This is a genomic window from Oricola nitratireducens, from assembly GCF_014904745.1.
Lineage (GTDB): Bacteria > Pseudomonadota > Alphaproteobacteria > Rhizobiales > Rhizobiaceae > Oricola > Oricola nitratireducens.
This window is the reverse complement of the sequence record NZ_JACZCS010000001.1, coordinates 332,522-352,618: the sequence shown is the minus strand read 5'-3', so window position 1 is coordinate 352,618 and position 20,097 is coordinate 332,522. Positions and strand designations below refer to the sequence as shown.

The following is a 20,097-nucleotide window of genomic DNA, read 5'->3' as shown; positions in this document are numbered from 1 at the left end:
TGAGTAAACTCCCATGAGTGACACGATCGCCCCGGCCCGACGTTTCAGCCTGACGGCGCTGGCCAACCCGACCCGCTTCCTCTCCTATTCGGGGAAGATCCTGCCGTGGCTCGGCGGGCTGAGCGCGATCATCCTGATTGTCGGCCTCTACATGTCGTTCACCGCGCCGGCGGATTACCAGCAGGGCATCACGGTGCGCATCATGTATGTGCATGTGCCGGCCGCCTGGCTGTCGATGATGGGCTACATGGTGATGGCGGTCTCCGCGCTCGGCACGCTGATCTGGCGCCACCCGCTCGCCGATGTCTCGATCAAGGCCGCCGCCCCGATCGGCGCCGCCTTCACCTTTCTGGCGCTGGCCACCGGTTCGCTCTGGGGCAAGCCGATGTGGGGCACCTGGTGGGTCTGGGACGCGCGCCTGACCTCGGTCTTCGTCCTGTTCCTGATGTATCTCGGTATCATCGCGCTGCAGCGCGCCATGGACGATCCCGTCAAGGCCGCCCGTCCCGTCGCGATCCTGGTGCTGGTCGGCACGGTCAACATTCCGATCATCAAGTTCTCGGTCAACTGGTGGAACACGCTGCACCAGCCCGCCGCCGTCATCCGCATGGACGGCCCGACCATCGATCCGAGCATGCTGTGGCCGCTCCTCGTCATGGCGGTCGGCTTCACGCTCCTGTTCTTCTTCATGCACATGGTCGCCATGCGCACCGAGATCTGGCGCCGCCGCATCGCCTCCATGCGCCGCGCAAGCGCGCGCGAGCAGCGCGGGGCCGCCAAGCCGGTTCTGGCCGAGTAGACCGATGACCCACGCGCAATATGTTTTCGTTTCCTACACGCTCACCGCGATCGTTCTCGGCGGCATCGGCCTGTGGCTCTGGCTCGACCGCCGCGCCCGCCTCGCCGAACTGAAGCGGCTCGAGGAAAGCGGCGTGCGCCGACGTTCGCAGGACCGAGCCGGGCACCGAGCATGAGCGACACCGCGCAAAAGCCGTCCGGCAGGAAGATCAACTGGGCCGTGTTCATTCCGGTCGCGGCCTTCGTCGCGCTGGCCGGCCTGTTCGCGATCATGCTCATGAAGCCGCACCGCGACACCTCGGTCGTCCCCTCGGTGCTGATCGGCAAACCCGCGCCGGAGACGGCCCTTCCCGCCATCGCCGGCCTGACCGCGCCCGACGGGTCGCCCGTGGCCGGCTTCGATCCCGCGAAATTTCCCGACCATCCGATCCTGGTCAATGTCTGGGCATCCTGGTGCGCGCCCTGCCGCGAGGAGCATCCGCTGCTGCTGGCGCTCTCGAAGCAGGAGGGCGTCATCATCGCCGGGCTGAACTACAAGGACAAGCCGAAGAACGCCATCGGCTTCCTCGAAGGCCTCGGCAATCCCTACGCCATCGCCGGCGCCGACAGGTCAGGCCGCGCGGCGATCGAATGGGGGGTCTACGGGGTGCCGGAATCCTACATCGTGTCCGGCGACGGCACCATCCTCTACAAACATGTCGGCCCGCTAACACCCGAAGTGATCTCTACCGAAATCCTGCCGCGGCTGCGGGGCGAAAAAACCGGCAGCTGAACAGAAAAACCGCCATCCATTGTCAATCCGAATAATGAAATCTGACCATCGCCGGGGCCGTTTCGACAGGTAATCAACACCAGGGTGTGAATAGACGTTCACAAAACGGTTTTGATGCTTGCCCACACCCCTCCAGTAAAGCATGTTTGCTCGATCATGACGTCGCTCACAGTCGATATCCGGCCCGCTTCCAGCAGAGATGCCGATCAAATAGCGGACGTGCACGCGGCGGCATGGCGCAACGCCTATGAAGGCCTGATCCCGCACAAGTCGCTGCGATCGATGATCGGCCGCCGCCACGCCGGCTGGTGGCAACGCGCCATCGCGCGCGGCACCTCCGTCATGGTCATCGACATGGGCGGCCTGATCGCCGGCTATTGCACCTTCGGGCTCAATCGCGCCCGCGCCCTGCCGCAGGAAGGCGAGATCTACGAGCTCTATATCCGGCCGGAATATCAGGGCATCGGACTCGGGACGATGCTTTTCGACGCGGCGCAGGCGAGCCTGAAAAACCACGGCTGCGACGGCCTCGTCGTCTGGGCGCTGGAAGACAACGCCACGGCCATCCGCTTCTACGAGGGACATGGCGGCCGCGACATCGCGCAGGGTTTCGAGACCTTCGAAAGCAAGCCGCTGCGCAAGGTCGCCTTCGTCTGGCAGTAACCGGTTCAAGCCGCTCCCTGTCCGCCCGCCCGCCCGCGATTGCCATCGCATCGGACACCGTGTCATGACCCTGTCATGAAACCGGTCATATCCATCTGACCCTCGACGCCAGGATCCTTGGCGCCCGCGAATTCAAGCAAAAGAAATTCCAACATGAACAAGACCGCAATCGGCGTGGATTTCGGCACGTCCAACAGCACGGCCGCATTCATCGACGGCACCACACCGGTGCTGGTGCCGCTCGAGGACGGCAAGTTCGACATGCCGAGCACGGTGTTCTTCGATTTCGAGGACGGGCAGCGAAAATACGGGCGCGGCGCGATCGAGGCCTATGTCGGCGATACCGAGGGGCGGTTCATGCGGGCGCTGAAAAGCATCCTGGGAACCAGCCTCGAGGACGAAAACACCTATATCAACGGAACGAAGGTGGCATTCGTCGACATCATCGCCGGCTTTATCCGGTCAATCAGGCTGAAGGCGGAGGAATTCTGCGGGTCGGAAATCGATACGGTCGTTGCCGGCAGGCCCGTCCATTTCATCGATGACGACGGCGGCGCCGACAGGAAAGCGGAACAGACCCTCGAGCGGATATTCCGGGCCGCCGGCTTCCGGAATGTGGCGTTCCAGTACGAGCCGATCGCCGCCGCGCTGGACTATGAGAGGGCTGTCCGGACCGAGGAAATCGCTCTCATCGCCGACCTCGGCGGCGGTACCTCGGATTTTTCGGTGGTCCGGATTTCGCCCGCCGGCCGGAACAGGGCCGACAGGGGCAACGACATCCTGTCGACCGGCGGCGTGCGTGTCGGCGGCACCGACCTGGATCGGCTGACCAGCCTCGACAAGGTAATGCCGGAACTCGGCCTGAACAGCCGCCTCAACAGGGACTTCGGCGACGGCCTGATAACGATCCCCCGGCACGTCTTCGTCTCGCTCTCGACCTGGCAGAAGATTCACCTGCTCTACGACAAGGCGGTGATGCGCGAGGTCAAGGACTATCTGAGACTGTCCGAAAGCCCGCATCTCATCGAGCGGCTGTCGCATGTGCTACACGAGCGGCTGGGCCACAGGCTGGCGCTGGCGGTCGAGGCGGCAAAGATCGACCTGACCGACGCGCCGGCGACCGAAATCGATCTCGAGGCCGTCGAACGCGGGCTGCGCGTGGGCATCGACCGCGCCGGGTTCGACGACATCATCGGCCGGGAAACGCGCGCGATACAGCAAGCGATGCGAACCGCCATAGGGGACGCGGGGCTCGACCCGGCCAGGATCTCGACGATCTTCCTGACAGGCGGCACCACGGCGATACCGGCGGTGAGGCAGGCCCTGCTCGACATCGTTCCCGATGCGACAGTCGTCGACGGCGACCGGTTCGGCAGCGTCGGTATCGGCCTGGCCCTGGAGGCCGGGCGCCGGTTCGGCTAGGCGCCGGACTTGATACGGGTCAATGATCCCCGGTTTCGCCGTTGGTAGGCTTCGATCACGCGGGCGCGGGGAGGATGGGTCTTCAGTTTGATCGCGCCGCTTCGCATCGAGGAAGGGGAGAGCCGCCGATGCCGGGTCCAGCACACGCCACTCACCGGGCAGGTTTTACTGAAGCCGCCGTTCTTTTCGTCCTCGGGTTCGGCCTGTTCATGTTCTGCCGCCGCAGCGACTTTCTGCCGATGATCCCGGCAATGATCGTCGTCGCGCCGATCTTCATCCTGCGGTTCAGCCGCGTGCTGCCGGCCGGCCGTTCGATCGGTCTCACGATCCTGGGATTCGTGCTCGCTTTCAATATTTCGCTGTGGGGTATCTTCGACGTGGGCGACCCGACCCTGAGTCTGGTGTTCAACGTCATCCGCTCGACGATCATCGCGCTCTATTATGCGCTGCCCTTTGTGGTCGACCGGCTCGTCGCGCCGCGTTTGGGCAAACGACTTTACGCCACACTCGTCTTCCCCGCCGCGATGACGGCGTCGATGTTCCTGTCCTCTATGCCGCCGCCGATCGACGGCACCGCAGCAAAGAACGTCTTCTCCACCGCGCCCCTGCCGCTTCTGCAGATCTACGCGCTCGCCGGACTGTGGAGCTTCGTGTTCCTGTGGTCGTGGCTTGCGTCTTGCGTCAACCATGCCTGGGAGAGCGGTTTCCGGCACCGGCAGGCGGTCGCGGCGGGCCTGGCTTTCGTCCTGGTCGCGGGCGGGCTCTACGCATGGGGCAGCCTGCGCATCATGAACGCGCCCGACGGACAAACGGTCAAGGTTGCCGCTGTCGTGATGCCAAAGGAGGAAGGCGGTCCCGCATCGATGGTTCAGGTCTTCGAGGACCGGATGACCTCGCCCTACGGGCCGACGATGAACCATATCCGCTCCATGACCGCCGCGGCCGCGGCCAACGGCGCAAAAATCGTCGCCTTCAACGAATTCGCCATCCTCGTCACCGAGGCGAACCATGAACGCGCCCGCGCGGAATTCTCGAAGATCGCGGCCGATAACGGCGTGTGGCTGGCGATCCCCTATGGCTGGGTGCCGGAAACCGGCAAGGGCGCGAACCGGCACCTGCTCATCGACGATACCGGCGCGGTCCGGGCCGATTACCAAAAACGTTTCCTGCTCGGATTCGGCGACTTCGGCGAAAACGCCGTTTTCAAAAAGGGCGCCGAGATCATCCAGACCGCCGACAGCCCCTATGGGCGCATCGCCCTGGCGATCTGCCGCGACATGAGTTTTCCCGACTTCGCCCGCCAGGCGGGCCGAGCCGGCGCCGACATCATGCTGACCGGATCGCACGAATTTCCCAAGGGCATCACGCTCAACGATCCCTATAGGGCGATCGAGAACGGCTTCACCCATATCCGCCCGACCTATGACGGCATCACCTATGCCATGGATCCCTATGGCCACGTCCTCGCACAGATGCATCGCGGCACCGGCGTGCCCGGGATCATGTATGTCGACGTGCCGATGAGAGGCGTTCGGACACTTTACGGGCGCTTCGGCGACTGGCTGGGCTGGCTGTCTTGTGGACTGGTGGTGCTGTTCGCGGTGCTGGCGATAGTCGCCGGCCGGTCGGGACGAGCCGCACCGGCGATGCCGCCCGCCTGATCTGAACGGTGCGCCCTACTTGCTGAACACCCGAGTCGGATCGCCGCTGAGCGGCCCGCGTACGCCGTGATAGGCCGGCTCGTCGATACGACAGGCGAAGCCGTCGGCCATCGTGTCCGCTACTTGGCGCGCCAGGTCATTGGCTTGCGGATTGGCCAGCGCGTCGACATAGCCGACCACGCAGGCGTCGCCGATCCCCGGCTGGCCGACCTTGGAGACGACCAGCACCTGGCCGCGATGCGCCTCGTCCGGCGCGCCCGTATCCGGGTTTGGATTCTCGATATACCAACGGAGGATCGTCGCGAACGGCACGCCGTCGCGCAGCCGCCATTCCACCGTGTCGTTTGCCTGGTTGAAGGCGCCGAAGCTCTCCCAGGCATTGCCGGCATACCAGTCGCCGACATAGCCGAAGAACACCGTCTGGCGCAGATCCCCCTCGGAAAACAGGATCCCGTATCCGGCATGGCCGGAGCACGAAAACGTGCCGCCGACCTCGTCCGTCAACAGCGCGATGCAGCCGGTATCGAACTCGATCCTGGTGTAGATGCTGTCGACCGCGCCGCCCGCATGCGCCGGCAAGGGCACGTCCAGCGTAAAAGCCATCAACGCGCAGGACAGGAACAGGTCTCTTGCGGTCATCGCCATCCATCTCCGGTTCCGGCGAGAATGCCATCCCGCCGCCAAAGGGGCAATGTAGCGTGGGGGAAGGGAATGCGGCGTTGGTATTGTTGCACCGCACAGTAAAAACCGGTATCAGCCGCCGACACCAAGGAGTAACCGGATGCGCATCGAAGCGATTGCGATAGGCAACAACCCGCCCGAAGATATCAACGTGATCATCGAGGTGCCGGTCGGCGGCCAGCCGATCAAGTACGAGATGGACAAGGATGCCGGCGTTCTGGTGGTCGACCGCTTCCTCTATACGCCGATGACCTATCCCGGAAATTACGGCTTCGTCCCGCACACCCTGTCCGATGACGGCGACCCGATCGACGTGCTGGTCTGCAACACCCGCCCGCTCATTCCGGGCTGCGTCATCAATGTCCGCCCGATCGGCGTGATGCTGATGGAAGACAATTCCGGCCAGGACGAGAAGATCATCGCGGTGCCGACGCATGCCCTGACCAAGCGCTACGACAACGTCAAGGACTATGTCGACATGCCCGACATCACGCTCAAGCAGATCGAGCATTTCTTCGAGCACTACAAGGATCTCGAGCCCGGCAAATGGGTCAAGATCGGTGGCTGGCAGAATGTCGATACCGCCAAGCAGCTGATCCTGGAAGCCGTCGAGCGCGCCAAGACCGCGAAAGCCTGAGACCGGTTTAACTAATCCGTTTTCGCCAGCCCGTTCAGCGCGACGGCAATCCCGTCGACGGCCCCGATGCGCAGCGTCTTGTCGCGGGCGGTCTCCCCGGAAATGACGCTGAAGGCCGATTTCGGCAAGTGAAGCGCCTTGGCCAGAATCGCGATCGCCGCCTTGTTCGCCTTGCCCTTTTCCGGCTGCGCCGTGATCCGCAGCCTGAGCCGGACCTGGCCGTCGTCGCGCGTCTCCGCACCCTCGATCGCATTGCGCGACGCGTTCGGCGTCACGCGCAGGAAAATGTCGACATGACCGTCGCCGGCACGGGCGAACGCAGGCAAATCCATCAGATGATGGCGGGCGCCAGCACGTTGATGATGATGCGCTCGAGGAAGAAGATGGCGACGAAGAGCACGATCGGCGAAATGTCGATGCCGCCGAGATCGGGGATGACGCTGCGGATCGGCCGGAGCAGCGGCTCGGTCGCCTTGTAAAGGAAATCGCCGATCATCGCGACGAAGCGATTGTGGTTGTTCACCACGTTGAACGCGTAAAGCCACGAGAAAATGACCATCGCGATCACGATCCACTTGTAGATACCGATCGCGAACAACAGCGTTTGAATGATCGTCAGGCCCACGCGCAGTCTCCTTTGTACAGCCGAAGATCACTTAGGCGTTCCGGCCGCCGCCTGCAAGACGATGCCGGCGGATGAAAATCGCCATCGCCGGCATTTCTTCTTTGCCAAGCGGCCGTCCAGCAAATAACGGTGGCCGACATGACAGCGGATTCCCCCGAAACGATCAGCGCCAAGCGCTTTGCGGCTTTCGCTCACGGGGCCTTCGTCAACTACTGGACGGCGCGGTTCTTCTCCACTTTCGCCGTCCAGATCGTCGCTGTCTCCGTCGGCTGGCAGGTCTATGACCTGACCCGCGATCCCTTCGATCTGGGCCTGATCGGCCTCGTCCAGTTCCTGCCGCTGCTGCTGCTCGTTCTCGTCACCGGCACCGTCGCCGACCGGTTCGGCCGCCGCCATGTCATGGGCGCCGCCGTGGCGCTGGAATGCGCCTGCGCCGGGGCGATCCTGTATTTTTCGATACGCGGCTTGTCGGGCCCGCTGCCGATCTTCATCGCGCTCGCCGGAATGGGCACGGCCCGCGCCTTTTTCGGCCCCGCCTCGCAGTCTCTGGTCGTCAACCTCGTTCCGCAGCAAGACTTCGCCAACGCGGTCGCCTGGAACGCGTCTTCCTGGCAGGTGGCGAGCATCGTCGGCCCGGTCGCCGGCGGCCTCCTTTACGGCGTCGGCGCCAATGTCGCCTATGCGGTCGCGGTGGCGATGTTCCTGGCGTCGTTCCTGCTGATCACCCGCATTCCCAGGCCGCCGGTGCGCAGCGAAACCCGCAAGGTCACCTTTTCCTCGCTCTTCGACGGGCTGCGCTTCATCCGCAAGGAAAAGGTCGTTCTCGGCGCGATCTCGCTTGATCTCTTCGCCGTCCTGCTCGGCGGCGCGGTGGCGCTGCTGCCGGCCTATGCCCGCGACATTTTGCATCTCGGCCCCTGGGGCCTCGGCCTGCTGCGCTCCGCGCCCGGCATCGGCGCCATCGTCATGGCGGGCTTTCTCGCCGCCTCGCCGATCACCGATCATGCCGGCCGCATCCTGCTTTTCTTCGTCGGCCTTTTCGGCCTGTTCACCGCCCTGTTCGGCCTGTCGTCGCTGACCTGGCTGTCGATCGGCGCGCTGGCGCTGATCGGTGCCGCCGACATGGTCAGCGTCTATGTCCGCGAGACGTTGCTGCAGCTGTGGACGCCGGACGAGGTGCGCGGCCGCGTCAACGCGGTGAACATGGTCTTCCTCGGCGCGTCCAACGAACTCGGAGAGTTCCGCGCGGGTTTCATGGCGGCGCTGATCGGCGTGGTTCCCGCGGTGGTGTTTGGCGGCGCCGGTGCGATCGGCGTCGCAGTCGCCTGGGCGTTGCTGTTCCCGCAATTGCGCGACGCGCGCTACCTGCACCGGCAGGGATAAAACCTGTCTCAGGCGCGGTCGCCGGGCAGGAACACCAGATCGAGGAAATCCTGCAGCCACGCGAAAACGGCGCGATCGTAGAGATAGCGGCCCTGCAGGTGCTGTTTGCCTTGCTGCGAGCCCGGCAATTCGAAGCGATGCGCGCCGCGCACCACCCAGCGCTGCATCATCGCCTGCGTCAGTTCGGCATGGAACTGCACCGCCCAGGCATTGTCTCCGTAGCGGAACGCCTGGTTTTCGTAGGTTTCGCCGGCCGCCAGCCTCACGGCGCCCGACGGCAGCGAAAAGCCCTCGCGATGGAACTGGTAGATCATCTCCGGCCACTCAATCAGCGCCCGTCCCTCCTCGGTCGGGTCGATCCTGTACCAGCCGATCTCGACCAGTCCGTCCGGGTGGCTTTCGACCGTGCCGCCGAGATGGTTGACCAGCATCTGCGCGCCAAGGCAGATGCCGAGTAGCGGCTTGTCCTCCTTCAGCGGAACCGCCAGCCAGTCGGTCTCGTAGCGGATGTAGTCGTGCTCGTCATTGGCGCTCATCGGCCCGCCGAACACCACCGCGCCGGCATGATCTTCCAGCGTTTCGGGCAAGGCATCGCCGAGCGGCGGCCGCCTGATATCGAGCGGAAATCCCATGCGCGAAAGCTGTTGCCCGACACGGCCTGGAGACGAGGTTTCCTGATGCAGCACGATCAGGACCGGTTCGCGGCCGGCGGTCTCCGTCATCCCTCGGCGTCTCCGCTGCCGGTGACCCGCGCCTGAACGGCGTTGCGCAGCAGCACGCGGTCGCGCCCGTCGACGCCGAGCAGTTCGGCGACACGCCAGACCAGATTGTCCTCGAGCTCGTGGTTCGAACCGTCCGCATAGACGATTTCCCACAGCAGCTCGATGAAATGCACGCGCTCGTCCGCCTCGAGGGTCTTCATCAGGACGCTGGTGAACTGGTAGAGATCGACGGCCTCGTTGTCGGCGTCGCGCGCCGCCGCGATCAGCTTGTCGAGCGTCTCCGTATCGAGCGCGTAGGTTTCCTTGAGGACCGTCGCGAAGCGCTCCTGCTCGGCCTCGCTGTAGACGCCGTCGGCCCCGATGACGTGATACATCAGCGCCGCCGCAGCCAGTCTCGGATCGTCCCGGGGAAAAGCGCGGTCGCCGTCATGCGCCGCGTCGATATTCAGCCCTTTGAAAAAAGCAGCGATTCGTTCAAACATTCCAATTACCTCGACGGGAAACTGTCAGTTTGCCCGCCGCAGTGCAACATTCAAAACAGGCGAAAACGGCGCGAAGATTCGTCCGGCTCCGAATCGGCGTCGATTCCCGGGTCGTCGGGAAGCGGCCGCTGCTCGATTTCCGGCTCGGCGACGGTTTTTGCCTTGCCGGTATCCGGATTTTCCGCCGGCGCGCTTGCCGCTTGCTCGGGCGCCGCTTTCGCGGTTTCCGTTTCGGCGGCTTTTTCGGCCGGCTTTTCTTCCGCCGCCGGTTTGGCCGGTTCATCGACCGCGACCGCGTCGATCACCGGGCCGAATGCCGCATCCTCCGTGGCCTCTTCGATGGTCCCGGTATCCTCGGTCACTTCGGCTTCGACAGACTCGGGCGCAGACTTCGCCGGCTTCGTCTCCGGCGGCGCGGCCGGGCTGCCGGCGGGAATCCCGGGCACCATCGGATCGAGGTCGTTTTCCAGCACCGGACCGAGCCGCTCGACCGGCACCTTCCACTCGAAGGCGTCGAGGCGTCCGCTGATCGGCGAGATCGGCGCCCAGCTTCCCGAGACATAGCCGTCGGCCGTCCAGGCCGGATCGCGCGGCGCGCGCACCGCCCGGGCGAGCCATTCGCGCACCTTGCCCTGATCGCCGGTTTCGGCGTCTTCTATATCGGCCATCAGCATGAAGGCGCCCTCGCGCGGATCGTTGCGCAGCACCGTGGCCACGGCCTTGCGCGCATCGGAATATTCGCCCGCTTCCAGCGCCATCTGCGCCGCGATCATCGAGGATTCGGTATTGTTCGGCTTCAACTGCGCCAGCCGCCTGGCCTTCTTGTAGCGGTCGCTCGCCGAATCGCCCGGCCGCGCATTGACATAGGCAAGCGCGATTTCGGGATGCGGCGCCTTGCGCCATGTCGCTTCGAGCACATGCACGCCCTTGCGCTGATCGTTCAGCCGGAACGCCGCCTGCGCGGCGGCAACCGCGGCCGGCGCGAAATCCGGCGCCAGCCGGTGCGCTTCCAGCGCTGCCGACTTCGCCTTGGCGGGATCTTTCTCGAGATTTTCCAGCGCCAGCGCGGTCAGAAGCACGGCCCGCTTGCGCTTGGCCGCGTCGCGGTCGATCTGCTTGGCCTTCTTCTGGCTTTCCAGAAGCCGGATCGCCCCGTCCCAGTCGCTGGCGGCCGTCTTCAGTTCCAGCGCGGCGTTGCCGGCCCAGCCGAGATGCGGCGCCAGTTCGGCGGCCTTTTCGGCATAATGCTTCGCCGCCGCCCGGTCGCCGAGGCGCTTGGCCTCCATGTAGAGGCCACGGAGGCCGAGAATGCGCAATTCCGGATCCTCAAGCATCGCCTCGAATTTCTGCCGGGCGTCGTCATTGTGGCCTTCCACCATGCTCGCCTGCGCGTCGAGCAGCTGCAACAGCGGCTCGGTCGTCGAATTGAGCAACCCGCCGGCCTGCTTGAGCATGAGCCGCGCCGTGACGCTGTCGCCGGCGCCCGCCGCGATGATTCCGGTCGACAGCGACTGGTAACCCCGGTCGCGCCGCCGCGCCCGGAAGAAACGCTGCACCCGGTGCGGCGAGGTGATGAGAACGCGCACGATCCACCATGTCAGCATGATCGCGACCACGATGGTCACCAGCGCCACGGCGGCAACCATCAGCGAAACGGTGATCTCGCGTCCGGCGATCGTCATCACGATCATGCCGGGCGTGTCGGCGACCCATGCGAACCCGAAACCCAGGACCGCGACGGCGATAACGAAGAATAATACGCGTAACATGCCCGTCGCTCCCTATTGGCCCGCATCCGGCGCGCCGGCCTTGACCGCGCCCGTCAGCACATTGGAGATCAGCCTGTCGAGTTCGCGGCGTGCCTTCAGGTCGGCCATGAACCCGGACGACGCCTGTTTCGACGCCTCGGGCAGCTTGTCCCATTCGGCCGTCACGCGATCGAGATCGCCGTCATGCAGCGCGACTTCCATCCGCGCGGCGATCGCGCCCGGATCGTCGCCCTCGACCTCGCCGACCGGCCGCACCTTGACCAGCGACCGCGCGCTTGCCATCAGCCGGTCCGCGATTCCGGCATCGGGGCCAACCCCGCTTGCCGCCGCGACGATCTGGTTGGCGACGGACGGAAACCGTTCGGTCAGCTGCGCCAGCGTCGGAACGCCCGTCGCCGCGTAATCGCGCAATGCCGCGACGCCGGCGTCGTCCTTGCTGACCGAGGCATAGGCTTCGAGCTCGCTCATGAAGCCGGTTCCCCGGTCGGCCGCCGATTTCAGCGCCGTCGCGGCGATGGCTGCGGCGACGCGGTTGCCGGCGCCGGATTGGATGTCATGCTCGACGCCCGCGACGCGCTCCTGCAGCGCGCCGATTTCAGTCTTCAGGCCGGCAATGGCGTCGCTTGCGTCTTTCGCCGCCTGGACCGCAGACCCGGCCTCGCCGCGAACCGCCTCCAGCGCCGCCGCGTCGACGCCCGACGTCCCGCCTTCAAGAACCGAGAGCTTGGCCGACAGGTCGGCAAGTTGCGTCTCGACGTCGCCGATGCGCCCGGACAGTGCTTTCAGACCGGCGCCCTCACCGGCGCCGCCCGAGGAAACCGCATTGGCAAGCGAATCGACGCGCTGCTTCAGGGCGGCGTAATCGTCCTGGACCGTCGCCAGCGCCTGGCCGTGGGTGTCGACCACGCCACGCACCGCCTCGACTTCGTCGGACAGATTGCCGGGCGCCGACGGCGCGGCGCCTTCCATCGACGTGACCTTGGAGGTCAGCATGTCGATCTGCGATTGCAGCGGCGTCAGGTCAGGCGCGGGCGCCGTGCGCAGCGACGGGATGATGCCCGCCCACTGCAAACCACCGGCGAGCAACAGCGCGACGAGTCCGCCGAGGATCCCGCCGCCAAGCGCCGACAGGCCGCGGCCGTTTGCCGCGGGCGGGGCAGCCATGGCCGGTTCCGGGGCCGCAGTGTCGGCAGGCTTTTCGTCCACCGGCCGCTCACTGCTTTCGACCGCGCCGCGCGCGGCCTCGTCCATCGCGTCGGCGGCGCCCGAGGTCGCGGCCGCCGCCGCCTCGATTTCCGCCTCTGCGGGACGGCCGAATTCGAACGCGACGGGTTCGGCTTCGGGAACGGTTTCGTTCGTTTTCGGCGCCTCGGTGACCTCGGTGGCTTCGAGATCGAGTGTCACGGGCTTGCGCGTCGGTTTGCTGCGCCGGCTGGTCGGCTTCTGAACCATCGGGAGACTCCTGCAGGAAGTGCTTCGCGTCGTCTTAGCACGGCTTTCGCAAAGCTAAAGGGCGAGAATCGGGAATCAGTCCCTGCCGGCGGACACGATGTCGCAGAGCGCCGCGAGCAGGGATTGCTCGGTTGGTTCTTCCGCGACGGTAATCCGGTCTTTCAGGTAATCCGGAAGCGCCATGGCGACTCGCTCGGAGATCGTTAAAAACCGCGTATATTCATAAACTTGCGGAGACTGCGCCTTGGCATGTTCCGCGAAGGCGCGGGCCGAAAGAGCCGAATGGAAAAGCACCGTGTCGGGCGATCCGGCCGACAATTTTTTCTCCAGAATATCAGTCATATGACTGACTATTTTGGTCGAATAGACCTCGCAAACGAGGCAGTTCAGGCCTTTGCGGGCGAGCTTTCCTTCCAGGTCGCCGGTCCGCAGCTTGCCGCACAGATAGACCAGCGCCGAACCCGGTTTCTCGCGCGCGCAAACCAGCGCCACGAGATCGTCGACCGCCCCGTCGGCGGAGCGGACATCGCGAAATCCGCGCGCCAGCGCGTCGGCCTTCGTCGCCGCGCCGACAGTGTAGACGGTCTTGTCGAAAAGCGCCGAGACGAGCGCGTCGGGCACGAGCCGCACCGCGTTGCCGCTGGTGACGACGACGGCATCGGCGCGTGCCGCTTCCGCCGGGTCGATCGCGGGCTCCGTCGCCGCCACTTCGGTCAGCGGAACGACGACCGGATGGAACCCCATCGTCGCGATCGCGGCAGCCGATTTGTCCGCGCCGGGCTGCGGCCGCGTGATCCAGATGACGGGTTTCGCCACCGCGCTCATTGCCGAGCCGCGCTCACAGCCAGGAGGAAAAGAACGCGTCGCCGGCATCCCGGCGCAGACGGCGGCCGGCGTCGCGGCCGAGGGCGGCGGAATCGGAAACGGGGCCGGCAAGAGCGATCTCGTGCGCCTCGCTCCCGTCGGGTGTCAGGATCATGCCGCGAAACGCGACACCGCTTCCGTCGACCGTCGCCAGGCCCGCGATCGGCGTCCGGCAGGAGCCGTCGAGTTCGGCGAGAAAGGCGCGTTCGCAGGCAAGCGCCGTTGCCGTGACATCGTGGTTCAACGGCTCGACCAGCGCGTCGGTGCGCACGTCGCCGGCCCGTCCCTCGATGCATATTGCGCCCTGGCCCGGCGCTGGCAGAAAGAAGTCCGGATCCATCAGGTCGGTGATGATGTCGGCCATGCCGAGCCGGCGAAGCCCGGCATTGGCGAGCAGCGTCGCGTCGGCAACGCCTTCCGACAGCTTGCGCAGCCGTGTCTGCACATTGCCCCGGAACTGCACCACCGAGATGTCGGGCCTAAGCTTGCGGATCAGCGCCTGGCGGCGCAGCGACGAGGAACCGACCACCGCGCCCTGCGGCAGGTCCGTCAGCGACTTCGCCTTGTTGGAGATAAAGGCGTCGCGCGGGTCCTCGCGCTCCAGAAACGCCGTGATCGCCAGCCCGTCCGGCAGGACGGTCGGCATGTCCTTCGAGGAATGCACCGCGAGATCGATCCGCCCGTCGGCGAGTTGTTCCTCCAGTTCCAGCGTGAACAGGCCCTTGCCGCCGACCTCGGCCAGCGGCCGGTCCTGGATGCGATCGCCCGCCGTGGAGATCACGACGACCTCGATCATCTCCGGCGCGATGGCATGCGCGGCGATCAGCCGGTCGCGCGTCTCGTGCGCCTGCGCCAGTGCGAGCGGGCTTCCCCGCGTGCCGATCCTGATCTTTTCGTCCGCTGCCATTACTGTTTGCAAGCCTGCCGTTCCGTGTTACCCGAAGCCGGACAGGTAACCCCAATTCCGCGCATCGGCAACCGCGCCCGGTGACGCGGCATTCCGAGAAGCGGCCCGGACCCCATGACGACCGTGCTTGGCATCGAAACGAGCTGCGACGAGACCGCGGCGGCGGTCGTCCGCCGTGCCGGCCCCGGTTCGCCCGGCGAGATCCTGTCGAACACCGTCTACAGCCAGATCGCCGACCACGCCGCCTATGGCGGCGTCGTGCCGGAAATCGCCGCGCGCGCCCATGTCGAGGGCCTCGACGCGATCATCGCCCGCGCGCTCGCCGAGGCAAATACCACGCTCGACGACATCGACGCCGTCGCGGTAACGGCCGGGCCCGGCCTGATCGGCGGATTGCTCGTCGGCGTAATGACCGCCAAGGCGATCTGCGCCGCCAGGAACAAGCCGCTCGTCGCCGTCAACCATCTCGAGGGCCACGCCCTGACGCCGCGCCTGACCGACGGCCTGCAGTTTCCCTATCTGCTGCTGCTCGTTTCCGGCGGCCACAGCCAGATCCTGCTGGTCCGGGGCCTCGGCGACTACGCCCGCTGGGGCACGACCATCGACGACGCGCTCGGCGAAGCCTTCGACAAGACGGCCAAGCTGCTCGGCCTGCCCTATCCGGGCGGCCCCGCCGTCGAGCGCGAAGCCGCAACCGGCGATCCGAAACGCTTCGCCCTGCCGCGCCCGATGAAGGGCGAGGACCGGCTCGATTTCTCCTTCTCCGGCCTGAAGACGGCCGTGCGCCGCGAGGCAACCGCGCTTGCGCCCCTGACGGACCGGGACGTCTCCGATCTCTGCGCCTCCTTCCAGGCCGCCGTCACCGACACGCTACGCGACCGCGTCACCCGCGCCTTCGACAAATACCGCGCCGATGTCTCGGACGGCCCGGCCGATTTCGTCATTGCCGGCGGGGTCGCCGCCAACGGCGCGATCCGCGCCATGCTGGCGGATGCCTGTGCGCAGAACGGCTTTACGCTGCATGCGCCACCGCTCGACCTGTGCTCCGACAATGCGGTGATGATCGCCTGGGCGGGACTGGAACATTTCGAGCAAGGCGCCGTCAGCGGCATGGACATCGCGCCGCGCTCGCGCTGGCCGCTCGACCAGGATGCCGAGGCGCTGATCGGCGCCGGGCGGCGAGGGGCTAAAGCGTGAGGGAGACGGCGTGAGGTGGAGAACATGAGCGGAGATCGCATCGCCGTGCTCGGCGCCGGCGCCTGGGGCACGGCGCTCGCCGCATCCTTCGTGCGCACCGGACGCGGCTGCATGCTCTGGGGCCGCGATGCGGAAACGGTGACCGCCATCAACGAGCGGCACCGAAATCCGCGCTATCTCGGCGATATCGCCCTGCCAGGCGATCTGGCCGCGACGACGGGTCTCGGCGCCGCGCTCGCTGGCGCCGGCGTAATCGTCCTTGCCGTGCCGGCGCAGTCCCTGCGCGATTTCCTCGGCGGCATGCTCGACAGGGCCGCGCCGGACGCGATCTTCGTCTCCACCGCCAAGGGCATCGACCGTGCCACCGGCCAGACCATGTCGGAGATCATCGACGAGATCGCCGGGCGCGACCGCTCCGCCGTGCTGTCCGGCCCGAGCTTCGCCGCCGACGTCGCCGCCGGACTGCCGACAGCGGTGACCGTGGCCGCGCACGATCTGGAACGGGCGAAATCGCTTGCCGAAATCCTGTCGAGCCGGACGCTGCGCTGTTATGCCGCCGATGACCTGATCGGCGTCGAACTGGGCGGGGCGCTGAAGAACGTGCTGGCGATCGCCGCCGGTATCGTGCACGGAGCGGGTCTCGGCGCCAGCGCCGTCGCCGCCCTGACCACGCGCGGTTTCGCCGAACTGCAGCGCGTCGCCGCCGCGCTTGGCGCCAGGCCCGAGACCCTGGCCGGCCTCTCCGGCCTCGGCGACCTGATCCTCACCTGCGGTTCGGAGAAATCGCGCAATTTCGCCTATGGCGCGGCGCTGGCGCGCGGCGAGGACCTCGCCCGCCGCCCGCTCGCCGAGGGCGTCTTCACCGCCTCGGTCGCCGCGAAACTGGCCCGCGAACACGGCCTCGACGCGCCGATCATCGCCGCCGTCGACGCCATTCTCGCCGGCAACATCACCATCAACCAGGCCGTGGACGGGCTGATGTCGCGCCCGCTCAAGACCGAGACTTGACGCCGCCGCCCGCTTCGCTAGCTAGGGCGAAACGAAATCCCGGAGGCATCGCATGGCGAATTACTGGTTGTTCAAGTCCGAACCGTTCAAGTTTTCCTGGGAGATGCTGAAGGCGAAGGGCGAGGCCGGCGAGGAATGGGACGGCATCCGCAACTACCAGGCGCGCAACAACATGCGGGCGATGAAGCTGGGCGACAAGGGCTTCTTCTACCATTCCAACGAGGGGCTCGAGGTCGTCGGCATCGCCGAGGTCTGCAACGAGATCCATCCGGATTCGACCACCGACGATCCGCGCTGGGAGTGCGTCGACGTCAAGGCGGTCTGCGACATGCCGAAGCCGGTGACGCTGAAGGACGTGAAGGCCAATCCGAAGCTTGCCGAGATGTCGCTGGTCACCTCCATGCGCCTCTCCGTCCAGCCGGTCACCGAGGCGGAATGGCTGGAAGTCTGCCGCATGGGCGGCCTCGACAATCCGCCGATGTGATGGACAAGACGGAGTTCATCCGCGCCAACACCGCAATCATGGCGCCGCCGCATGTGCCCGAAATCCGGCTGCATCTGGCCGACGAGGCGCATGATCTCTGGCATCGCACCGAAGAGGAGTTGCAGGCGATCGGCCTGGAACCGCCTTTCTGGGCCTTCGCCTGGGCCGGCGGGCAGGGCCTTGCCCGCTATGTCCTCGATCATCCGGACCGCGTGAAGGACCGCCGCGTGGTCGATTTCGCCTCCGGTTCCGGCCTCGTCGCCATCGCCGCCGCACGTGCCGGCGCCGCCGCAGTGACGGCAAACGACATCGATCCGTTTTGCGAAACCGCCGTCGGCCTGAATGCGGGCCTCAACGGCGTCGCGATTGCCTATGACGGTCGCGATCTCGTCGGCGACACGGCGCTCGACGCCGATGTCGTTCTGGCCGGCGACGTGTTCTTCGACCGCGAGATGAGCGCGGCGGTCGTTCCCTGGTTCGAGATGCTCGCCGCGCGCGGCACCGCCGTCCTCGTCGGCGATCCCGGCCGTTCCTACCTGCCGCGCGAACGCCTGTTCCCGCTCGCCGCCTACGAGGTTCCCGTCACCCGGGCGCTGGAGGACGCCGAGGTCAAGAAGACGAGCGTGTGGCGATTCGCTTGAGTTTTTTGCCGCTCCGGTGTTTTCTCGCCACGGGAGAATTTCGGGAGGACACTCAATGGCGTTTGGCGGAGTCAATTATGTCGCGGTTCTGGTCGCAGCCGTCGCGGCTTTTCTGGCCGGTGCGATCTATTACGGCGCATTCGGCAAGGCATGGATGAAGGCGGCGCGGATCGAGCCCGCCAATGCCAAGATGTCGATCACGCTCATCGCCACGAGCTTCATCAGCGAACTCATCATGGCCTGGACCCTGGCGGGCATCATCGGCCATCTCGGCCAGGGCGAGATCACGATTCGCAACGGGCTGATCTCCGGCGCCCTCGTCTGGCTCGGCTTCATGGCCACCACGCTGACGGTCAACCAGCGCTACCAGGGTTTCGGCTGGAACCTGTCGATCATCGACGGCATTCACTGGCTGATCGTGGCGCTCCTGATGGGCGGCATCATCGGCGCCTTCGGCGTCTAGGCGATCACTTTCACGACCGTTTCCGGCCCGATGCGCGGCAACAGCCAGCGCATCGCCTCCGGCGCGACCGCGATACAGCCTTCCGTCGGGCCGAAATCCGGCCGGGCGAGATGCAGGAAGATCGCCGACCCGGCATGGCGCTTGCGCCCGAATGGCGGCAGGTTCCAGTCGAGAACGAGGCAGACGTCGTAGAGCCGGTCGTCGCGCGTCATCGTCTCGTGGCCGGCGCGAAACGGCAGGCGCACCGGCCGGTTGTAGTTCGGGTCCGCCGGCGCGTCGCACCAGCCGTCGCGCGCCGTGATCGCGCGCAGGCGAAGCCCGGAATGCGGCCGCACCAGCCGGTCGGCACGGTACCAGCCATAAACGATGCGCATGCCGGCGATCGGCGTCGCCCCGTCGCCCTCGCGCTTGACCGGACGCATGCCGCTGCGTCCCAGCGCGCAGGCAAAGACCCTGTTTTCCGCCAAAAGCAGCCCCCGGCGCGCATCGCGCGGCGCCCTTCGCACATGGATCGTTGAAATCACCGGTTTTCCGTCCGCCCTTTTTCGTTCACCTTTTTAGGCAATCACATCTTGGTGCAATGCTTCGTGAGGTGCTTTTATCGTTCACATTTTCATGACAGGGAACTTGTGCATAGTGTGAGGCTGCCTGACACTCCGGGACCGAGGTAAGATAATCGATGAATCCAAGAACAATTCTTCTGGTCGATGACGACGAAGATCTTCGCGAAATGCTGGTCGAACAGCTTTCGCTCTACGAGGAATTCGTCGTTCTGGAGGAGGGGAGCGCCACCAAGGGCATCCACTCGGCGCGCGGTAGCGTGATCGACCTCCTGATTATCGATGTCGGCCTTCCCGACATGGACGGCCGCGAGGCCGTCAAGATCCTGCGCAAGTCCGGCTTCAAGGCGCCCGTCATCATGCTGACCGGCCACGACACCGATTCCGACACTATTCTCGGGCTCGAGGCCGGCGCGAACGATTATGTCACCAAGCCGTTCAAGTTCGCTGTCCTGCTGGCGCGCATCCGCGCCCAGCTTCGTCAGCACGAGCAGAGCGAGGACGCGACCTTCGTCGTCGGGCCCTACACCTTCAAGCCGAGCCAGAAACTGCTGATCGACGGCCACGGATCGAAGATCCGGCTGACCGAAAAGGAATCGGCGATCATCAAATATCTTTACAGGGCCGACAGGAAGGTGGTCACGCGCGATACGCTGCTGGAGGAAGTCTGGGGCTACAATTCCGGCGTGACGACCCATACGTTGGAAACCCATGTCTATCGCCTGCGCCAGAAAATCGAGCGCGATCCCTCCAATGCGGCGATCCTCGTCACCGAAAGCGGCGGCTACAAACTCAATCCCTGACTGTTTGCCGGCATACACCGCCGGATTGATGTTCGGGCGTGGACTTTTCATTCGCGAATCCGTCATGTAACAGCGGCAATCACTGATGTTACGTCCGGCGGAT

At 65.7% G+C, this 20,097-nt stretch carries 24 protein-coding genes; 14 read left to right on the top strand and 10 right to left on the bottom strand.

Annotated elements, in window-relative coordinates:
• The first annotated feature begins 13 nt into the window (after nucleotides 1-13).
• The 6 genes from IG169_RS01740 (at nucleotide 14) to IG169_RS01715 (ending at nucleotide 5,316) form a co-directional block, all read left to right on the top strand.
• A complete protein-coding gene (locus IG169_RS01740) occupies nucleotides 14-799 on the top strand; it encodes a heme ABC transporter permease (protein ID WP_193174414.1) in 786 nt (261 codons plus the stop codon).
• Between the two features lie 4 nt (nucleotides 800-803).
• Nucleotides 804-974 carry a heme exporter protein CcmD gene (ccmD, locus tag IG169_RS01735; protein WP_193174413.1) on the top strand — a complete coding sequence of 57 codons (171 nt, stop codon included), beginning with the start codon at nucleotides 804-806 and terminating at the stop codon, nucleotides 972-974.
• Nucleotides 971-1,570, top strand: a complete 600-nt coding sequence (locus tag IG169_RS01730; RefSeq protein WP_193174412.1) for a DsbE family thiol:disulfide interchange protein — start codon at nucleotides 971-973, stop codon at nucleotides 1,568-1,570. The genes ccmD and IG169_RS01730 overlap by 4 nt, the downstream gene beginning before the upstream one ends.
• Nucleotides 1,571-1,726: 156 nt before the next feature.
• Nucleotides 1,727-2,233 (top strand): GNAT family N-acetyltransferase, encoded by a 507-nt coding sequence (locus IG169_RS01725; RefSeq protein ID WP_193174411.1) that lies wholly within the window; start codon nucleotides 1,727-1,729, stop codon nucleotides 2,231-2,233.
• A 153-nt stretch (nucleotides 2,234-2,386) separates the two neighbouring features.
• Nucleotides 2,387-3,655: an Hsp70 family protein gene (locus IG169_RS01720; RefSeq protein ID WP_193174410.1), complete on the top strand. Its 1,269-nt coding sequence runs from the start codon at nucleotides 2,387-2,389 to the stop codon at nucleotides 3,653-3,655.
• A gap of 128 nt (nucleotides 3,656-3,783) precedes the next feature.
• Nucleotides 3,784-5,316 carry a nitrilase-related carbon-nitrogen hydrolase gene (locus IG169_RS01715; protein WP_193174409.1) on the top strand — a complete coding sequence of 511 codons (1,533 nt, stop codon included), beginning with the start codon at nucleotides 3,784-3,786 and terminating at the stop codon, nucleotides 5,314-5,316.
• A gap of 15 nt (nucleotides 5,317-5,331) precedes the next feature.
• On the opposite strand, the gene IG169_RS01710 is transcribed toward IG169_RS01715, so the two are convergent.
• Nucleotides 5,332-5,955, bottom strand: coding sequence for a hypothetical protein (locus tag IG169_RS01710; protein ID WP_193174408.1), 624 nt, complete (start codon nucleotides 5,953-5,955; stop codon nucleotides 5,332-5,334).
• Between the two features lie 142 nt (nucleotides 5,956-6,097).
• On the opposite strand from IG169_RS01710, the gene ppa reads away from it, so the two are divergent.
• Nucleotides 6,098-6,634, top strand: coding sequence for an inorganic diphosphatase (gene ppa, locus IG169_RS01705; RefSeq protein ID WP_193174407.1), 537 nt, complete (start codon nucleotides 6,098-6,100; stop codon nucleotides 6,632-6,634).
• A gap of 11 nt (nucleotides 6,635-6,645) precedes the next feature.
• On the opposite strand, the gene IG169_RS01700 is transcribed toward ppa, so the two are convergent.
• Nucleotides 6,646-6,966: an ACR/YggU family protein gene (locus IG169_RS01700; protein ID WP_193174406.1), complete on the bottom strand. Its 321-nt coding sequence runs from the start codon at nucleotides 6,964-6,966 to the stop codon at nucleotides 6,646-6,648.
• Nucleotides 6,966-7,259, bottom strand: a complete 294-nt coding sequence (locus IG169_RS01695; RefSeq protein ID WP_193174405.1) for a YggT family protein — start codon at nucleotides 7,257-7,259, stop codon at nucleotides 6,966-6,968. The genes IG169_RS01700 and IG169_RS01695 overlap by 1 nt, the downstream gene beginning before the upstream one ends.
• A gap of 138 nt (nucleotides 7,260-7,397) precedes the next feature.
• Here IG169_RS01695 and IG169_RS01690 point away from each other — a divergent pair, with 138 nt between their 5' ends.
• Nucleotides 7,398-8,642, top strand: coding sequence for an MFS transporter (locus tag IG169_RS01690; RefSeq protein ID WP_193174404.1), 1,245 nt, complete (start codon nucleotides 7,398-7,400; stop codon nucleotides 8,640-8,642).
• Nucleotides 8,643-8,650: 8 nt separating this feature from the next.
• Here IG169_RS01690 and IG169_RS01685 read toward each other — a convergent pair whose 3' ends face one another.
• The 6 genes from IG169_RS01685 to hemC form a co-directional block, all read right to left on the bottom strand.
• A complete protein-coding gene (locus tag IG169_RS01685) occupies nucleotides 8,651-9,364 on the bottom strand; it encodes a glutamine amidotransferase (protein ID WP_193174403.1) in 714 nt (237 codons plus the stop codon).
• A complete protein-coding gene (locus tag IG169_RS01680; RefSeq protein WP_193174402.1) occupies nucleotides 9,361-9,846 on the bottom strand; it encodes a tellurite resistance TerB family protein in 486 nt (161 codons plus the stop codon). The genes IG169_RS01685 and IG169_RS01680 overlap by 4 nt, the downstream gene beginning before the upstream one ends.
• A gap of 50 nt (nucleotides 9,847-9,896) precedes the next feature.
• A complete protein-coding gene (locus IG169_RS01675; RefSeq protein ID WP_193174401.1) occupies nucleotides 9,897-11,615 on the bottom strand; it encodes a heme biosynthesis protein HemY in 1,719 nt (572 codons plus the stop codon).
• 12 nt (nucleotides 11,616-11,627) lie between these two features.
• Nucleotides 11,628-13,067: a COG4223 family protein gene (locus tag IG169_RS01670; RefSeq protein ID WP_193174400.1), complete on the bottom strand. Its 1,440-nt coding sequence runs from the start codon at nucleotides 13,065-13,067 to the stop codon at nucleotides 11,628-11,630.
• Between the two features lie 75 nt (nucleotides 13,068-13,142).
• Nucleotides 13,143-13,883 carry a uroporphyrinogen-III synthase gene (locus tag IG169_RS01665; RefSeq protein ID WP_193174399.1) on the bottom strand — a complete coding sequence of 247 codons (741 nt, stop codon included), beginning with the start codon at nucleotides 13,881-13,883 and terminating at the stop codon, nucleotides 13,143-13,145.
• A 22-nt stretch (nucleotides 13,884-13,905) separates the two neighbouring features.
• Nucleotides 13,906-14,850, bottom strand: a complete 945-nt coding sequence (gene hemC, locus IG169_RS01660) for a hydroxymethylbilane synthase (protein ID WP_428982222.1) — start codon at nucleotides 14,848-14,850, stop codon at nucleotides 13,906-13,908.
• Between the two features lie 102 nt (nucleotides 14,851-14,952).
• Between hemC and tsaD the strand changes: the two genes are divergently transcribed.
• The 5 genes from tsaD to IG169_RS01635 are packed head-to-tail and all read left to right on the top strand — an operon-like array spanning nucleotide 14,953 to nucleotide 18,631.
• On the top strand, nucleotides 14,953-16,035 hold the full coding sequence (tsaD, locus tag IG169_RS01655; RefSeq protein ID WP_193174397.1) for a tRNA (adenosine(37)-N6)-threonylcarbamoyltransferase complex transferase subunit TsaD: 1,083 nt from the start codon (nucleotides 14,953-14,955) through the stop codon (nucleotides 16,033-16,035).
• A gap of 24 nt (nucleotides 16,036-16,059) precedes the next feature.
• A complete protein-coding gene (locus IG169_RS01650; RefSeq protein WP_193174396.1) occupies nucleotides 16,060-17,043 on the top strand; it encodes an NAD(P)H-dependent glycerol-3-phosphate dehydrogenase in 984 nt (327 codons plus the stop codon).
• A gap of 52 nt (nucleotides 17,044-17,095) precedes the next feature.
• Nucleotides 17,096-17,527 (top strand): EVE domain-containing protein, encoded by a 432-nt coding sequence (locus IG169_RS01645; RefSeq protein ID WP_193174395.1) that lies wholly within the window; start codon nucleotides 17,096-17,098, stop codon nucleotides 17,525-17,527.
• Nucleotides 17,479-18,168 (top strand): class I SAM-dependent methyltransferase, encoded by a 690-nt coding sequence (locus IG169_RS01640; protein ID WP_193174394.1) that lies wholly within the window; start codon nucleotides 17,479-17,481, stop codon nucleotides 18,166-18,168. The genes IG169_RS01645 and IG169_RS01640 overlap by 49 nt, the downstream gene beginning before the upstream one ends.
• 55 nt (nucleotides 18,169-18,223) lie before the next feature.
• Nucleotides 18,224-18,631 (top strand): DUF1761 domain-containing protein, encoded by a 408-nt coding sequence (locus IG169_RS01635; protein WP_193174393.1) that lies wholly within the window; start codon nucleotides 18,224-18,226, stop codon nucleotides 18,629-18,631.
• Here IG169_RS01635 and IG169_RS01630 read toward each other — a convergent pair.
• Nucleotides 18,628-19,155: a L,D-transpeptidase family protein gene (locus IG169_RS01630; RefSeq protein ID WP_193174392.1), complete on the bottom strand. Its 528-nt coding sequence runs from the start codon at nucleotides 19,153-19,155 to the stop codon at nucleotides 18,628-18,630. The two genes, IG169_RS01635 and IG169_RS01630, sit on opposite strands and share 4 nt — an antisense overlap.
• Nucleotides 19,156-19,310: 155 nt before the next feature.
• On the opposite strand from IG169_RS01630, the gene IG169_RS01625 reads away from it, so the two are divergent.
• Nucleotides 19,311-19,994 (top strand): response regulator transcription factor, encoded by a 684-nt coding sequence (locus IG169_RS01625; protein ID WP_193174391.1) that lies wholly within the window; start codon nucleotides 19,311-19,313, stop codon nucleotides 19,992-19,994.
• Nucleotides 19,995-20,097: the final 103 nt, after the last annotated feature.

Bases quoted from the DNA above. Each gene is read 5' to 3' on its own strand.
- IG169_RS01715 (WP_193174409.1), top strand. From the start codon at position 3,784: ATGCCGGGTCCAGCACACGCCACTCACCGGGCAGGTTTTACTGAAGCC.
- IG169_RS01645 (WP_193174395.1), top strand. From the start codon at position 17,096: ATGGCGAATTACTGGTTGTTCAAGTCCGAACCGTTCAAGTTTTCCTGG.
- IG169_RS01650 (WP_193174396.1), top strand. From the start codon at position 16,060: ATGAGCGGAGATCGCATCGCCGTGCTCGGCGCCGGCGCCTGGGGCACG.
- ccmD (WP_193174413.1), top strand. From the start codon at position 804: ATGACCCACGCGCAATATGTTTTCGTTTCCTACACGCTCACCGCGATC.
- ppa (WP_193174407.1), top strand. From the start codon at position 6,098: ATGCGCATCGAAGCGATTGCGATAGGCAACAACCCGCCCGAAGATATC.
- IG169_RS01720 (WP_193174410.1), top strand. From the start codon at position 2,387: ATGAACAAGACCGCAATCGGCGTGGATTTCGGCACGTCCAACAGCACG.
- IG169_RS01625 (WP_193174391.1), top strand. From the start codon at position 19,311: ATGAATCCAAGAACAATTCTTCTGGTCGATGACGACGAAGATCTTCGC.
- IG169_RS01640 (WP_193174394.1), top strand. From the start codon at position 17,479: ATGGCTGGAAGTCTGCCGCATGGGCGGCCTCGACAATCCGCCGATGTG.
- IG169_RS01730 (WP_193174412.1), top strand. From the start codon at position 971: ATGAGCGACACCGCGCAAAAGCCGTCCGGCAGGAAGATCAACTGGGCC.
- IG169_RS01740 (WP_193174414.1), top strand. From the start codon at position 14: ATGAGTGACACGATCGCCCCGGCCCGACGTTTCAGCCTGACGGCGCTG.
- IG169_RS01725 (WP_193174411.1), top strand. From the start codon at position 1,727: ATGACGTCGCTCACAGTCGATATCCGGCCCGCTTCCAGCAGAGATGCC.
- IG169_RS01700 (WP_193174406.1), bottom strand. From the start codon at position 6,966: ATGGATTTGCCTGCGTTCGCCCGTGCCGGCGACGGTCATGTCGACATT.
- IG169_RS01670 (WP_193174400.1), bottom strand. From the start codon at position 13,067: ATGGTTCAGAAGCCGACCAGCCGGCGCAGCAAACCGACGCGCAAGCCC.
- IG169_RS01690 (WP_193174404.1), top strand. From the start codon at position 7,398: ATGACAGCGGATTCCCCCGAAACGATCAGCGCCAAGCGCTTTGCGGCT.
- IG169_RS01680 (WP_193174402.1), bottom strand. From the start codon at position 9,846: ATGTTTGAACGAATCGCTGCTTTTTTCAAAGGGCTGAATATCGACGCG.
- IG169_RS01635 (WP_193174393.1), top strand. From the start codon at position 18,224: ATGGCGTTTGGCGGAGTCAATTATGTCGCGGTTCTGGTCGCAGCCGTC.
- IG169_RS01685 (WP_193174403.1), bottom strand. From the start codon at position 9,364: ATGACGGAGACCGCCGGCCGCGAACCGGTCCTGATCGTGCTGCATCAG.
- IG169_RS01675 (WP_193174401.1), bottom strand. From the start codon at position 11,615: ATGTTACGCGTATTATTCTTCGTTATCGCCGTCGCGGTCCTGGGTTTC.
- tsaD (WP_193174397.1), top strand. From the start codon at position 14,953: ATGACGACCGTGCTTGGCATCGAAACGAGCTGCGACGAGACCGCGGCG.
- IG169_RS01710 (WP_193174408.1), bottom strand. From the start codon at position 5,955: ATGACCGCAAGAGACCTGTTCCTGTCCTGCGCGTTGATGGCTTTTACG.